The 13,480-nt window shown below is 74.2% G+C and carries 13 protein-coding genes; 11 read left to right on the plus strand and 2 right to left on the minus strand.

Annotated features, from left to right (window positions below; all coding sequences use genetic code 11):
• Positions 1–279 precede the first annotated feature (279 nt).
• On the minus strand, positions 280–1,941 hold the full coding sequence (locus tag Pdca_RS31705) for a putative PEP-binding protein (protein WP_085913307.1): 1,662 nt from the start codon (positions 1,939–1,941) through the stop codon (positions 280–282).
• 99 nt (positions 1,942–2,040) lie between these two features.
• Here Pdca_RS31705 and Pdca_RS31710 point away from each other — a divergent pair, with 99 nt between their 5' ends.
• The 8 genes from Pdca_RS31710 to Pdca_RS31745 all read left to right on the plus strand — a co-directional run bounded on the left by Pdca_RS31710 (position 2,041) and on the right by Pdca_RS31745 (position 9,939).
• Positions 2,041–2,802, plus strand: coding sequence for a DeoR/GlpR family DNA-binding transcription regulator (locus Pdca_RS31710; RefSeq protein WP_085913308.1), 762 nt, complete (start codon positions 2,041–2,043; stop codon positions 2,800–2,802).
• 5 nt (positions 2,803–2,807) lie between these two features.
• Positions 2,808–3,755 carry a 1-phosphofructokinase gene (gene pfkB, locus Pdca_RS31715; RefSeq protein ID WP_085913399.1) on the plus strand — a complete coding sequence of 316 codons (948 nt, stop codon included), beginning with the start codon at positions 2,808–2,810 and terminating at the stop codon, positions 3,753–3,755.
• Complete coding sequence (locus tag Pdca_RS31720) at positions 3,752–4,201, plus strand: PTS sugar transporter subunit IIA (protein ID WP_085913309.1); 450 nt, start codon at positions 3,752–3,754, stop codon at positions 4,199–4,201. Before pfkB ends, Pdca_RS31720 begins: the two co-directional genes overlap by 4 nt.
• Positions 4,198–5,712, plus strand: a complete 1,515-nt coding sequence (locus tag Pdca_RS31725) for a PTS fructose transporter subunit IIC (protein WP_085913310.1) — start codon at positions 4,198–4,200, stop codon at positions 5,710–5,712. Before Pdca_RS31720 ends, Pdca_RS31725 begins: the two co-directional genes overlap by 4 nt.
• A gap of 25 nt (positions 5,713–5,737) precedes the next feature.
• Positions 5,738–6,022, plus strand: a complete 285-nt coding sequence (locus Pdca_RS31730) for an HPr family phosphocarrier protein (RefSeq protein WP_085913311.1) — start codon at positions 5,738–5,740, stop codon at positions 6,020–6,022.
• A gap of 127 nt (positions 6,023–6,149) precedes the next feature.
• The gene (gene ppc / locus Pdca_RS31735; protein ID WP_166665876.1) at positions 6,150–8,927 is read left to right on the plus strand and encodes a phosphoenolpyruvate carboxylase; all 2,778 of its coding nucleotides are present in this window, start codon (positions 6,150–6,152) and stop codon (positions 8,925–8,927) included.
• A 16-nt stretch (positions 8,928–8,943) separates the two neighbouring features.
• A complete protein-coding gene (locus tag Pdca_RS31740) occupies positions 8,944–9,156 on the plus strand; it encodes a hypothetical protein (protein WP_085913312.1) in 213 nt (70 codons plus the stop codon).
• Between the two features lie 18 nt (positions 9,157–9,174).
• On the plus strand, positions 9,175–9,939 hold the full coding sequence (locus Pdca_RS31745) for a hypothetical protein (protein ID WP_085913313.1): 765 nt from the start codon (positions 9,175–9,177) through the stop codon (positions 9,937–9,939).
• On the opposite strand, the gene Pdca_RS31750 is transcribed toward Pdca_RS31745, so the two are convergent.
• Positions 9,913–10,614 carry a GntR family transcriptional regulator gene (locus Pdca_RS31750; RefSeq protein WP_232021309.1) on the minus strand — a complete coding sequence of 234 codons (702 nt, stop codon included), beginning with the start codon at positions 10,612–10,614 and terminating at the stop codon, positions 9,913–9,915. The two genes, Pdca_RS31745 and Pdca_RS31750, sit on opposite strands and share 27 nt — an antisense overlap.
• A 112-nt stretch (positions 10,615–10,726) precedes the next feature.
• Here Pdca_RS31750 and Pdca_RS31755 point away from each other — a divergent pair, with 112 nt between their 5' ends.
• The 3 genes from Pdca_RS31755 to Pdca_RS31765 are packed head-to-tail and all read left to right on the plus strand — an operon-like array spanning position 10,727 to position 13,475.
• Positions 10,727–11,938 (plus strand): NRAMP family divalent metal transporter, encoded by a 1,212-nt coding sequence (locus Pdca_RS31755; protein WP_085913314.1) that lies wholly within the window; start codon positions 10,727–10,729, stop codon positions 11,936–11,938.
• On the plus strand, positions 11,935–12,699 hold the full coding sequence (locus Pdca_RS31760) for a LamB/YcsF family protein (protein ID WP_197719861.1): 765 nt from the start codon (positions 11,935–11,937) through the stop codon (positions 12,697–12,699). Before Pdca_RS31755 ends, Pdca_RS31760 begins: the two co-directional genes overlap by 4 nt.
• Positions 12,696–13,475 (plus strand): putative hydro-lyase, encoded by a 780-nt coding sequence (locus Pdca_RS31765; RefSeq protein WP_085913315.1) that lies wholly within the window; start codon positions 12,696–12,698, stop codon positions 13,473–13,475. Before Pdca_RS31760 ends, Pdca_RS31765 begins: the two co-directional genes overlap by 4 nt.
• Positions 13,476–13,480 lie beyond the last annotated feature (5 nt).

Below are 13,480 nucleotides of genomic sequence, written 5' to 3' on the forward strand. Positions count from 1 at the left end.
AAATGCGGGATCACGCCGTGTCCCGACGAAACCGCTCTCCGTGCTCGGCGGCAACCCGGACACGGCCACCTCCGGTGGATTCACACGCGCCTGCGGCCGACGGCATACGCCCAGGTGGGCCATCCCCGGACCCGGCGAACGAACACTCCGGCGGGACGAATGGCCGATCCGCCCCGAACGGCTCAGCCGCGCCGGAACTCGGACACGCAAACAGCTACCGCCGGTGACCGCCGTCACCCGAATGCCGCCCGGATATCGTCCGGACGCCGAGGGGTGGACCTACCCGTCGATCTCGGCCACCGCCGCGCGGGCCGCGACCGGATCGGCCGCGGAACAGGCCGCGTCGGCCCGGGCCACGCACTGGTCCACGGTCAGCCCGCCCAGCCTGGCCCCGACCGCCGCCAGCGCTCCCGAGCCCATCGACAGGCCCGCCACCCCCAGCCCGACCAGCACCGGGGCCAGCTCCGGATCCGCCGCGGCCTCGCCGCAGACGCCGACCGGGGTCCCGGTCCGGGCCGAGGCTTCGCCGAGCTGCCGGAGCAGCCGCAGCAGCGCGGGCTGCCAGGGGTCGTTCAGCGCCGCGACCGGGCCGGACTGGCGGTCCGCCGCGAACAGGTACTGGGCCAGGTCGTTGGTGCCGACCGAGACGAAGTCGACCTCCGCCATGATCTCGTCGGCGGTCAGCACCGCCGCCGGGACCTCGATCATCACCCCGGCCGATCCGATGCCGTGCGCCCGGCAGCGCTGCACGAACCAGCGCGCCTCCTCGGCGGTGGCCACCATCGGCGCCATCACCTTCAGCTCGGCGCCGGTCTCCGCGGCCGCGGCGGCCAGCGCGGCCAGCTGCCGGTCCAGCACCTCCTCGCCGGCACCGGGCACCCGCGCGATCCGCAGCCCGCGCACGCCCAGCGCCGGGTTCGGCTCCCCCGCCAGGGACAGGAACGGCAGCGGCTTGTCCGCGCCGGCGTCCAGCGTCCTGGCCGTGACCGGTCTCCCGGCGAACGCCGCCAGCACCGCGGTGTAGACCTCGCGCTGCCGCGCGGCGGTGGGCTCCTCGGCCGCGGCGAGGAACGCCAGCTCGGTCCGGAACAGCCCGATCCCCTCGGCGCCGGCGCCGGCGGCCGCGACCGCCCCGGGCCCGTCACCGACGTTGGCCAGCAGCGGCACCGGCCGGCCGTCGGCGGTGCGACCGGCGCCGTCCCAGTCGGCGGTGACCGATGCCGCGGCCGCGAACGCGGTCGCCTCCTCCGCCGTGGCGACCGCACGGACCTCGCCGGTGCCGCCGTCCACGGTGACCGCGGCCCCCTCGGTCAGCGCCGACGCGCCCGCGCAGCCGACGACGGCCGGGATGCCGAGCGAGCGGGCCAGGATCGCGGTGTGGCTGGTCGGCCCGCCCTGCTCGGTCACCAGCGCGAGCGCGACGCCCGGCCGCAGGCCTGCGGTGTCGGCCGGGGCGAGATCGGTGGCGACGAGCACGCCCGGCGCATCGAGGTCGGCGACGCCCGGCGCGGGGAGCCCGAGCAGCTCGGCGACGATCCGGTCCCGCACGTCGTGGATGTCGCGGGCGCGCTCGGCCAGATAGCCACCCATCGCGGAGAGCGTGTCGGCGAACTCGCCCGCCGCCTCCCACACCGCGCGGGCGGCCGGCCGGCCGGCGCCGGTGACCAGGTTCTGCGCGTTCTCCAGCAGGGCGGGATCGCCGACCATCGTCACGGTCGCCTCCAGCACCTCCCGCGCGTCGCCGGACACGGTCGCGGCGCGCGCGGTCAGCCGCTGCGACACCACCTCGACGGCGGGTGCGATCCGGGCGGCCTCGGCGGCCGGATCCGCGGGCGCCGGCCCGGCGGCCGGCTCACCCGGTGGCTCGGCGACGCGCACGACGCGACCGCCTGCGCGCCCCGGACTCGCGGGGATTCCGTTCAGCGTGCTCAGTACCGGCATGGAGGGCTCCTGTGGGCGACGTCAGCGTGACCCGTTGACAAACACAGTAAAACCCACATACTCAGATACAAGCAAGCATCGAAGCGGGAGCGAACAAAGATGTACGCAGCGGAGCGTCAGCAGTGGCTGCTCGACCGGACCCGGGACCGGGGCCGGATCGACGTGGCCGCCACCGCCGAGGAGCTCGCTGTCACGCCCGAGACGATCCGCCGCGACCTGGGCACCCTCGAACGTCAGGGCCTGGTCCGCCGGGTGCACGGCGGGGCCATCCCGGCCGACCTGCTGAGCTTCGAGCCCGGGGTCACCCAGCGCGACACGCAGGCCGGCGCCGAGAAGGAACGGATCGCCAAGGCCGCGCTCGCCGAGCTGGGCGGCGCCAGCACGGTCCTGCTCGACGCCGGCACCACCACCGCCCGGCTGGCCGGCGCGCTGCCCCGCGACCGCGACATCACCGTCGTCACCAACTCGCTGCCGATCGCGTCCACCCTGGCGGGGCGGCCGAACCTGGCGCTGCGGCTGCTCGGCGGCCGGGTCCGCGGCACCACCCTGGCCACCGTCGACGACTGGGCCACCGGTGCGCTGGCCGATCTCACCGTCGATCTCGCCTTCCTCGGCACCAACGGCTTCTCCGCCGGGCACGGCCTCACCACCCCGGATCCGGACGAGGGCGCGATCAAGCGGGCGATGATCCGCGCGGCCCGCCGCAGCGTCGTGCTGGCCGACGCGAGCAAGTTCGGCACCGACCAGTTCGTGCGGTTCGGGACCCTCGCCGAGATCGACACCCTGATCACCGACACCGGCCTCGACCCGGCCGACGCCGCCGCGGTCGAGGCCGCCGGACCGAAGGTCGTGCGCGCGTGAGACCGCTGTTCGTCACCGTCACCCCGAACCCGAGCCTGGACCGCAGCGTCGAGCTGGAGCACCTGCACCGGGGCGGCGTGCACCGGGCCACCGCGGTCCGGGTCGACCCGGGAGGCAAGGGCGTGAACGTCGCCCGCGCGCTGGCCGCCGCCGGGCACCGCACCGTCGCACTGCTGCCGACCGGGAGCGCACCCGGCGAGCGGCTGGCCGCGCTGCTGGAGCCGACCGAGGTCACCACCGTGACGGTCCCGATCGCCGGCGCCACCCGGGTCAACATCACCCTGGCCGAGCCGGGCGGCGTCACCACCAAGATCAACGAGCCGGGACCGGTACTGACCCCGGACGAGACCGAGGCGCTGGCCGCCCGGGCGCAGACCCTCTGCGCGAAGGCGAGCTGGCTGGTCGGCTGTGGCTCACTGCCCGGCGGGGTCGGCGAGGACTTCCTCGCCCGGCTCGTCCGGCGCTGCCGCCGGCCGGGCCTGCGGATCGCGATCGACACCTCGGGCGCCCCGCTGCGGCACACGGTGGCCGCCGCACCCGATCTCGTGAAACCCAACCACGCCGAACTGGCCGAGCTCGTCGGGCGCCCGCTGGGCAGCCTCGGCGACGTGCTCGTCGCCGCCCGCGAGCTGCGCGCCCGCGGGATCGGTGCGGTTCTGGTCAGCCTGGGCGCCGGTGGCGCCCTGCTGGTCGACCGGTCCGGCGAGTACCACGCCCGGACCCCTCCGATCACCGTGCGCAGCACGGTGGGCGCCGGCGACTCCACCCTGGCCGGGTTCCTGGCCGCGGGCGGAGCGGGCCCGGACGCCCTCCGGCAGGCCGTCGCCCACGGCGCCGCCGCCTGCCGTCTGCCCGGCTCGGCCGCGCCGGGCCCGTCCGACATCCGCATCGACGACGTCGAACTGGCACCCACGCCGGACGTCACCCTCGCCCTCACCGGAGATGCCGCATGAGCCCACTGATCACCGCCGATCTGGTCGATCTCGACGTGCCGTCCGCCGACCGCACCGCCACCGTCGCCGCGCTGGCCGGGCGGCTGCGGGACGCCGGCCGGGTGACCGACCTGGACACCTTCCTGGCCGACATCGAGGCCCGCGAGGCGCAGATGCCGACCGGCCTGGACGGCGGGATCGGCATCCCGCACTGCCGGTCGTCGGCCGTCACCGAGCCCAGCCTGGCGTTCGGCCGCAGCAGCGCCGGCGTCGACTTCGGCGCCGAGGACGGCCCGGCCACGCTGATCTTCATGATCGCCGCCCCGGAGGGCGGGGACACCGACCACCTGACGGTGCTGGCCGCACTGGCCCGCCGGCTGGTCCGCGCGTCCTTCACCGGCGAGCTGCGCAGCGCCACCGATCCGGCGGCCGTCGCGTCCTTCATCCAGCAGGAGGTGGGGGCGTGAAGCTCCTCGCCGTCACCGCGTGCCCGACCGGCATCGCGCACACCTACATGGCCGCCGAGGCCCTCGAGGTCGCCGCCGAGGAGGCGGGCCACGAGATCGTCGTGGAGACCCAGGGCTCGGCCGGGTCCACCCCCTTCACCGAGGCGCAGATCGCCGAGGCGGACGCGATCATCCTGGCCGCCGACGTCGAGGTGCGCGACAAGGACCGCTTCGCCCATCTGCCCACCGTGACCAGCCCGGTCAAGAAGGCCATCGGCGGCGCACCGGCGCTGATCGAGCAGGCTGCAGCCCGGGCCGCCGACCGGACCGGCGGTGCGGCTCCCGCAGCGTCCCCGGGTACCGGCGCCGCCCAGGACATGGACGTCAAGCAGTTCGGCACCGGCTTCGGCTCCCGGCTGCGCGGCTGGCTGATGACCGGCGTCTCCTACGTCATCCCGTTCGTCGCCGCGGGCGGACTGCTGATCGCGCTCGGCTTCGCGCTCGGCGGCTACCAGATCACCGAGGCCCCGGACATCGTCTCGATCGGTGACGGCAACGTCTCGACGCTGACCTTCGACCCGGGCTCGCTCACCTCCTGGGCGGCGCTGTCGTTCCAGATCGGCGGGCTCGCCTTCGGGTTCCTGGTACCGGTGCTCGCCGGGTTCATCGCCTACGCGATGGCCGACCGGCCGGCGCTGGTACCCGGCTTCGTCGGCGGCATGATCGCCGTCCAGACCGGGGCCGGGTTCCTCGGCGGCCTGGTCGCCGGCCTGCTCGCCGGCGCGGTGATCATGGGGCTGAAGCTCTGGCAGCCGCCGCGGGCACTGGCCGGGATCATGCCGGTACTGGTGTTGCCGCTGATCGGCACCGCCGTCGTCGGCACGGTGATGTTCCTGGTCGTCGGCCAGCCGCTGGCCGCAGCCACCACCGGCCTGACCAACTGGCTCAACGGCCTGTCCGGCACCAACGCGCTGCTGCTCGGCGCGCTGCTGGGCCTGATGATGGCCTTCGACATGGGCGGGCCGGTCAACAAGGCCGCCTACGCCTTCGCGGTCGCCGGACTGTCCACCGGTTCCGAGACGGCGCTGATGATCATGGCCGCGGTGATGGCCGCCGGGATGGTCCCGCCGCTCGCACTGGCGCTGGCCACCGTCGTCCGCAAGAACCTGTTCACCAAGCCCGAGCAGGAGAACGGCCGGGCCGCCTGGCTGCTCGGCGCCTCCTTCATCACCGAGGGCGCGATCCCCTTCGCCGCGGCCGATCCGCTGCGGGTGATCCCGTCGATCATGGCCGGATCCGCGGTGACCGGGTCGCTGTCGATGGCCTTCGGCTCGACGCTGCGGGCCCCGCACGGCGGCATCTTCGTGGTCCCGCTGATCGGCAACCCGTTCGCCTACCTGCTGGCGATCGTCGCGGGCACCCTGGTCTCGGCCGCGCTGGTGATCGGACTGAAGTCCGCGCGCCGCACGCCGGGCACCGAGCCCGCCGGCACCGCGAGCACCACCCCCGCCGCCGCACCGGTCACCGGCTGACCGACCACCGAGAGAGGAACCCGACATGGCCGAGCGCCGAGTGAAGGTCGGATCGTCCGTGGGGCTGCACGCCCGCCCCGCCAACCTGTTCTGCTCCGCCGCGAAACAGCAGCCCGCGAAGGTCACCATCGGCACCGCCGACGGGGAGCGCGGCCCGGTGGACGCCGCGTCCATCCTGTCTGTGATGGGCCTGGGTGTGCGCTCCGGCGAGGAGGTGGTGCTCACATCCTCCGACGACGCCGACGGCGAGACCGCCGTCGCCACGCTGGCCGACCTGCTCGTCAGGGACCTGGACAGCGCCCCGGCCTGACGAGCCGGGCCATGTTTCTCCCCGGTTAAGACCGGGTGTCGCAATGGCAGGCCCGGCCACGGCCGGGGCACGATGCCGGTGATCCTCCGCCCACCACCCGCGGCATCCGCGGAGAACGGAGCACCACGTGACCCGGACCGTGCCCGGCACCGACGACCCGGCGAGCACCGGCCCCGCCCCCGACTCGCTGGCCGCCCACTCCGGCGTGGTCAGCGAGTCGGAGCACCGGGCGCTGCGCGCCGACATCCGGCGGCTGTCCACGATGCTCGGCCGGACCCTGTCCGACGAGGCCGGGCCCGAGGTCCTGGAGCTCGTCGAGAAGGTGCGCCACGGCGCCCGCGGGGCCACCGGGCCGGACACCGTGGCGGCGCTGCTCGACGGCATCGACACCGGCACCGCGGTGCTGCTCGCCCGGGCGTTCTCCCAGTACTTCCAGCTGGCCAACGTGGCCGAGCAGCTGCACCGGTCGCGCGAGCTGCGCGAGCTGCGGCCGCCGGACCAGCGGCCGCTGCGCACCGTGCTGCGCCGGCTCGCCGCCGAGGCCGATCCGGACGAGGTCGCCGACGTGCTGGCCCGCGCCCAGCTGCGCCCCGTGTTCACCGCGCACCCCACCGAGTCCACCCGGCAGTCGGTGCTGGGGATCCTGCGGCGGGTGGTGGACGCGCTGGACCGCGGCGCGGGCGATCACGAGCTGGCCGCGCTGGTCGACCTGCTGTGGCAGACCGATGACATCCGGCCCGGCAAGCCGATGGTGATCGACGAGGCGCGCAACATCGCCTGGTTCGCCGCCCGGCTCGGCGAGCGCACCGTCCCCGACCTGCTCGACGAGTTCTCGCACGAGGCCGCCGACGCCGGCCTGGAGATCCCCGCCGACGCGCGTCCGCTGGTGCTCGGGTCCTGGGTCGGCGGCGACCGCGACGGCAACCCGAACGTCACCCCGGCCGTCACCCGGGAGGTGCTCGAGCTCAACGCCGACCGGGCCCTGCGGATCCACGCCGAGCAGGTCGAGCAGCTGATCCAGGAGCTGTCGGTCTCCACCCGGGTGATGGGGGTGGCCGAGGAGCTGCGCGGCTCGCTGGCCCGGGACCGACGCCTCCTGCCCCGGGTGCACGACCGGTTCATCCGGCTCAACGCACACGAGCCGTACCGGCTCAAGCTCTCCTACGTGGCGGCCCGGCTGGAGAACACCCGCCACCGGATCGCGACCGGCTCGGCGCACGAGCCCGGGATCGACTACCTCGGCGCGGCCGGCTACCTGGACGATCTGCTGGTCGTCGACCGGTCGCTGCGCGGGCACCACGGCGCCCGGATCGCCGACGGCACCCTGGCCAGGGCGATCCGCTCGGCCAGGGCACTGGGCCTGCACCTGGTGGAGCTCGACGTCCGCGAGCACGCGCAGAAGCACCACGCCGCGCTCGGCGCGATCTTCGACGAGCTCGGCGAGCTGGACCGGCCCTACGCCGAGCTGACCCGCGACGAGCGCCGCGAGCTGCTCTCGCGCGAGCTGCGCAGCAAGCGCCCGCTGTTCCGGCGGCACTACGGCGTCCCCGAGGCGGCCGCCGGGGTGCTCGACCTGTTCGACACGGTGCACGCCCTGCAGCACGAGTTCGGCGACGACGTGGTGCGCACCTACATCGTGTCGATGACCCAGGACGTCGACGACCTGCTCGCCGTGGCCGTGCTCGCCCGCGAGGCGTACATGGTCGAGGTCGGCGACGATCCGCGCTCGTCGCTGGATCTGGTGCCGCTGTTCGAGACCGTCGAGGAGCTGTCGCGGGCCGGTGAGCTGCTCGAGGGCCTGCTCTCCGATCCCGGCTACCGCCGCCAGGTCGCCAACCGCGGCGACCTGCAGGAGATCATGCTGGGCTACTCCGACTCCAACAAGGGAGCCGGGATCACCGCGTCCCAGTGGCAGATCCACCGCGCCCAGCGCCAGCTGCGCGACGTGGCCGCGGAGCACGGTGTGCGGCTGCGGCTGTTCCACGGCCGGGGCGGATCGGTCGGCCGGGGCGGCGGCCCGGCCGGTGAGGCGATCGCCTCGGCGCCGTTCGGCTCGGTGGACGCCACGATGAAGCTCACCGAGCAGGGCGAGGTCATCTCCGACAAGTACTCACTGCCCAGCCTCGCGCACGACAACCTGGAGATCCTGCTGGCGTCCATGCTGGACGCGTCGCTGCTGCACCAGGCGTCCCGGTGGCCCGCCGACACGCTCGCCCGCTGGGACGAGGTGATGGACTGCGTGTCCACCGCCGCCACCGAGACCTACCGCAGGCTGGTCGGCGACGAGGGCCTGCCCGAGTTCTTCACCACGGCCACCCCGGTCGAGGAGCTGGGCCGGCTCAACGTCGGGTCCCGGCCGTCGAAGCGCCCGGGGCAGGGCACCCCCACGCTGGACGACCTGCGGGCCATCCCGTGGGTGTTCGGCTGGACACAGACCCGGATGGTCGTCCCCGGCTGGTACGGCCTGGGCAGCGGACTGCGCGCCGCCCGCGAGGCCGGGTACGCCGAGGACCTGGCCGGGATGCGCGAGTGGGCGTTCTTCCGGAACCTGATCGGCAACGTCGAGATGACACTGGCCAAGACCGACCTGCGGATCGCCTCGAACTACGTCTCCACCCTGGTCGACCCGGCCCGGCAGGGCCTGTTCGCGCAGATCAAGGAGGAGCACGAGCTGACCTGCCGGGAGCTGCTCGCGGTGACCGGGGAGTCACAGCTGCTGGCCCGGCATCCGGTGCTGCGCAACACGCTGTCGGTCCGGGGCGCCTACCTCGAGCCGCTGCACCACCTGCAGGTCGAGCTGCTCGCGCAGCGCCGCGCGGCGGGCGACGAGCCCGATCCGGACCTGGAGCGTGCGCTGCTGCTCACCGTGAACGGGATCGCAGCAGGCATGAAGAACACCGGATAACGGGTACGAACCGGACGTGCAGGATCATGAGAACGCCCAGAACACTCCCGGGCCGGCCCGGCCCGGGACCCGGCAGATCGTCGCGTGGACGCTGATCCTGGCGCTGGTGCTCGCCGCCCCGCTCAGCTATCTGGCCGGGTCCGCGGGCAGTGGCGGCCGGATCCTGGCCGTGCTGCTCGTGGTGGTGACCCTGGTCGGCGGCATGGTGCTGATCCTGCGCCGGCGGTGATCGGGGCACACTGATCCCGTGCAGTACAGGCATGCCGGGCCCGCCAACCACGCCGCGCTCGACGCGGTGCTGGTCTCCGCGCCCGGGCGCCCGACGCTGCCGGTCCGGCTGACCGTCGAGCTGCTCGGCCGGGCCCGGTCGCACCTGGACGGCCCCGGGGGCACCGTGTGGGACCCGTGCTGCGGGGCCGGTGTCACCCTGACCGTGCTCGGCCTGCTCGCCCCGGGCATCACCGCGCTGGTGGGCACCGACGTCGATCCCGGGCCGCTGGACCTGGCCCGGCGCAACCTGGGGCTGCTCCGCACCGGGGGCCTGTCCGCCAGGGCGCAGGAGCTGGACGCGCTGTCCGCCCGGCACCGCAAGCCGGCCTACGCCGAGGCCGCCGGGTGCGCGCGGTCGCTGGTCCCGGCCGGGCGTCCTGCCTGGTCGGTCGGGGTGGCGGACGCGCTGGACCGGGACCGGACCCGGGCGATGCTGGGCGACCTGGAACCGGACGTGGTGCTCGCGGACCTGCCACACGGCCGGCAGACCACATGGGCCACGCCAACGCCAACGACAACGCCGGGGGCGGACGGGGACCCGCCCGGCACCGCTGCGTTCCTCACCGCGGTGGCGTCGGTGCTGGATGCACGCGCGGTCCTGGTCGCCGTGGACCGGGGCCGCACGGTGCCGGTGCCAGCCGGCGTCCGGCCGCTGGAGCGGCTGCGGGTCGGGCACCGGGCGGCGATGCTGCTGCGCGCCGGTGACCTGCACCGGTCACAGCAGGGCGTACGCCGCCAGTAGCTGGTCCCGTGCGGTGGCCAGGTAGCGGGCCAGCTCGTCGGCGGCCTCCTCGGTCCGGCCCGCGTCGAGCAGCTCGGCGATCGCACCGTTGCGCGCCAGGTAGGGCTCGTGGAACTCGCGCACCTGGGGCATCCGCTGGAAGACCAGCCGCATCTCGGCCAGCAGGCGTCCCATCTCCCGTTCCAGCCGCGGGCTTCCGCCCAGCGCGACGACATCGCGGTGGAAGTGCTGGTTCGCGTCGGCGACCCCGGTCCAGTCACCGGTCGCGGCGGCCGCGCGGCCACGCTGGTAGGCGGCGCGGACCGCGGACAGCGCCACCGGGTCGTCCGCCAGCGGGCCGTACCTGACCGCGCCCGGCTCGATCACCAGGCGGGCGGAGTAGACGTCGCGGACGTCGTCGATCTCCGGCCTGGCGACGAAGACGCCGCGGTTCGGGATCCGGACCAGTACCCGCTCGGCGACCAGCTGGGACAGCGCCTCGCGGATGGTGTTGCGGGACACCTGGAGCGCCTCGCACAGCGCCTGTTCCGGCAGCCGGGCGCCGACCCGCAGCCGCGCCTCGGCGACCTCGACCCGGATCCGGTCGGAGACCCGCTCGGACGCGGGCACCGCGATCGTGCGGGACGCCGACAGCGAGGCCAGCGCGTCCTGCACGGAAGTGTTCACGTCGCTCACGAAACCGGATCCTAACGAGGAATGCCCTTCTCTGGGATTGCAGGATCGTAGAACAATCCGCCACACTCTTCCGACCTGCAGCGCTCGACGACCGCTACCCCGGGAGGCAGCGATGAGCGACGACACCGCCAGGCCGACACGAACCGCGACCAGGACGGCCCTGTTCGGGGCGATGTTCCTGATGGCCACCAGCGCGATCGGCCCCGGGTTCATCACCCAGACCACGACCTTCACCGCCCAGCTCGGCGCCGCGTTCGCGTTCGCGATCCTGGTGTCGATCCTGGTCGACATCGCGATCCAGATGAACGTCTGGCGGGTCGTCGGCGTCTCCGGGCTGCGTGCCCACGAGCTGGCCAACAGGGTCGCGCCGGGCGCCGGCTGGCTGCTGACCGCGCTCGTCGTGGTGGGTGGGCTGGTGTTCAACATCGGCAACGTCGCGGGCGCCGGTCTCGGCCTGAACGCGATGCTCGGCCTGGAGCCGGCGATCGGCGGTGCGCTGTCCGCGCTGCTCGCGATCGGCATCTTCACGGTCCGCTGGGCCGGGATGGCGCTGGACCGGATCGTCGTCCTGCTCGGCGTGCTGATGATCGGTCTGACCGCCTACGTCGCGATCGTGTCCGGCCCGCCGGTCGGCGACGCGCTGCGGCAGACCGTGCTCCCGGACGAGATCAGCTGGCTGGCGATCACCACCCTGATCGGCGGCACCGTCGGTGGCTACATCACCTACGCGGGTGCGCACCGGATGCTCGACTCCGGCCTGTCCGGCCCGGAGAACGCCGGGCGGGTCGCGATCAGCTCGGTGCAGGGGATCCTGATCACCGGCGTCATGCGGGTGCTGCTGTTCCTCGCGGTGCTCGGCGTCGTCACCACCGGGGTGGACCTGACCGCCAGCGACAACCCGGCGGCGGCCGCCTTCGCCGCCGCGGCCGGTGAGGTGGGTCTGCGGCTGTTCGGCGTGATCCTCTGGGCCGCCGCGATCACCTCGGTGATCGGCGCCGCCTACACCTCGGTGTCCTTCCTGACCTCGCGGAGCACCCCGGAGCGCACCACCAAGCTGCTGACCGTGGGGTTCATCGTGATCAGCACGGTGGTCTTCCTGGTCGCCGGGGCCGCGCCGGTCACCCTGCTGATCTTCGCCGGCGCCTTCAACGGGCTGATCCTGCCGATCGGGTTCACCATCCTGCTGTGGGTGGCCTGGCGGCGGCGCGACCTGCTCGGCGGCTATCGCTACCCGCGCTGGCTGCTGGGGGCGGGTTTCCTCGGCTGGCTGGTCACACTGTTCGTCGGGTACCAGTTCGTCGCCGAGAGCCTGGGGAAGCTGTGAACACGCGGATCGATCTCAACGCCGATCTCGGCGAGTCCTTCGGCCAGTGGGTCCTCGGCGACGACGACGCCATGCTCGGCCTGGTCAGCTCGGCGAACGTCGCCTGCGGGTTCCACGCCGGCGATCCGTCCACACTGCGGACGACGACCGCAGGCGCCGCCGGCGCCGGCCTCACCGTCGGCGCCCAGGTGTCCTATCCGGACCTGCGCGGCTTCGGCCGCCGGTTCCTCGACATCGAGCCCGCCGCGCTGACCGACGACGTCATCTACCAGATCGGCGCGCTGGACGGGCTCTGCCGGGTCGCGGGCACCCGGGTCCGGTACGTCAAACCGCACGGTGCGCTCTACAACGCGACCCGCACGCACACCGCGCAGGCCCGCGCGGTCGTCGACGCGGTCCGCGCCTACGACCCGGCGCTGCCGGTGCTCGGGCTGCCCGGCTCGGAGCTGCTGGCCGAGGCTGAGAAGGCCGGGCTGCGGCCGGTGGCCGAGTTCTTCGTCGACCGCGGTTACACCGCCGACGGCGCGCTGGTGCCGCGCCGTGAGCCCGGCGCCCTGCTCGACGACGCCGGTGCCGCCGCCGACCGGCTCGTCCGGATGCTCACCGACGGCGTGGTCCGCGCGGTCGACGGCACCGACGTCGCGGTGCGCGCCGAGTCGGCCTGCGTGCACGGCGACTCGCCCGGCGCGGTCGCGATGGCGCAGCGGGTCCGCGACGCGCTCACCGGCGCCGGGATCACGATCGGGGCGTTCGTCCGATGACCGTCACCGCCGAGCTCACCCCGGCCCAGGCCCGCGAACGGTTCCGGGGCGGTCTGGTCGCCGGCACCTCGGGCTGGTGCGCGGGCTGGACCCAGGTGAACCTGATCGCCGTCCCCCGCGAGTACGCCTGGGACGTGCTGCTGTTCGCCCAGCGCAACCCGAAGCCCTGCCCGGTGCTCGACGTGCTGGAGCCCGGCGAGCTCGCCGGTGCCCTGTTCGACGGCGACATCCGCACCGACCTGCCCGGCTATCGGGTGTACGCCGACGGCGAGCTCGTCGAGCGGCCCGCCGACGTGCGGGAGCACTGGCGCGACGATCTGGTCGCCTTCCTGATCGGCTGCAGCTTCACCTTCGAGAACGCGCTGCTCACCGAGGGCGTCCCGGTGCGGCACCTGGAGCAGGGCAGCACGGTGCCGATGTACCGCACCACCCGGCGCTGCCGCTCCGCCGGGCGGATGTCCGGGCCGCTGGTGGTCTCCATGCGGCCGGTGCCCGCCGCGCTGGTGGACACCGCGGTGTCGGTGACCGCCCGCTACCCGGACGTGCACGGCTCCCCGGTGCACGTCGGCGACCCGGCGGCGCTCGGGATCGACGATCTGGACCGGCCCGACCACGGCGATCCGGTGCGGATGACCGGCGACGACGTCCCGGTGTTCTGGGCGTGCGGGGTGACCCCGCAGGCCGCCGTGCTGGAGTCCCGGCTGCCGCTGGCGATCACCCACGAGCCCGGCCACATGCTGGTGACCGACGCCCGCGACGCGCACTACCGGATCTGAGTCAT

The organism is Pseudonocardia autotrophica, from assembly GCF_003945385.1.
Taxonomy (GTDB): Bacteria; Actinomycetota; Actinomycetes; order Mycobacteriales; family Pseudonocardiaceae; genus Pseudonocardia; species Pseudonocardia autotrophica.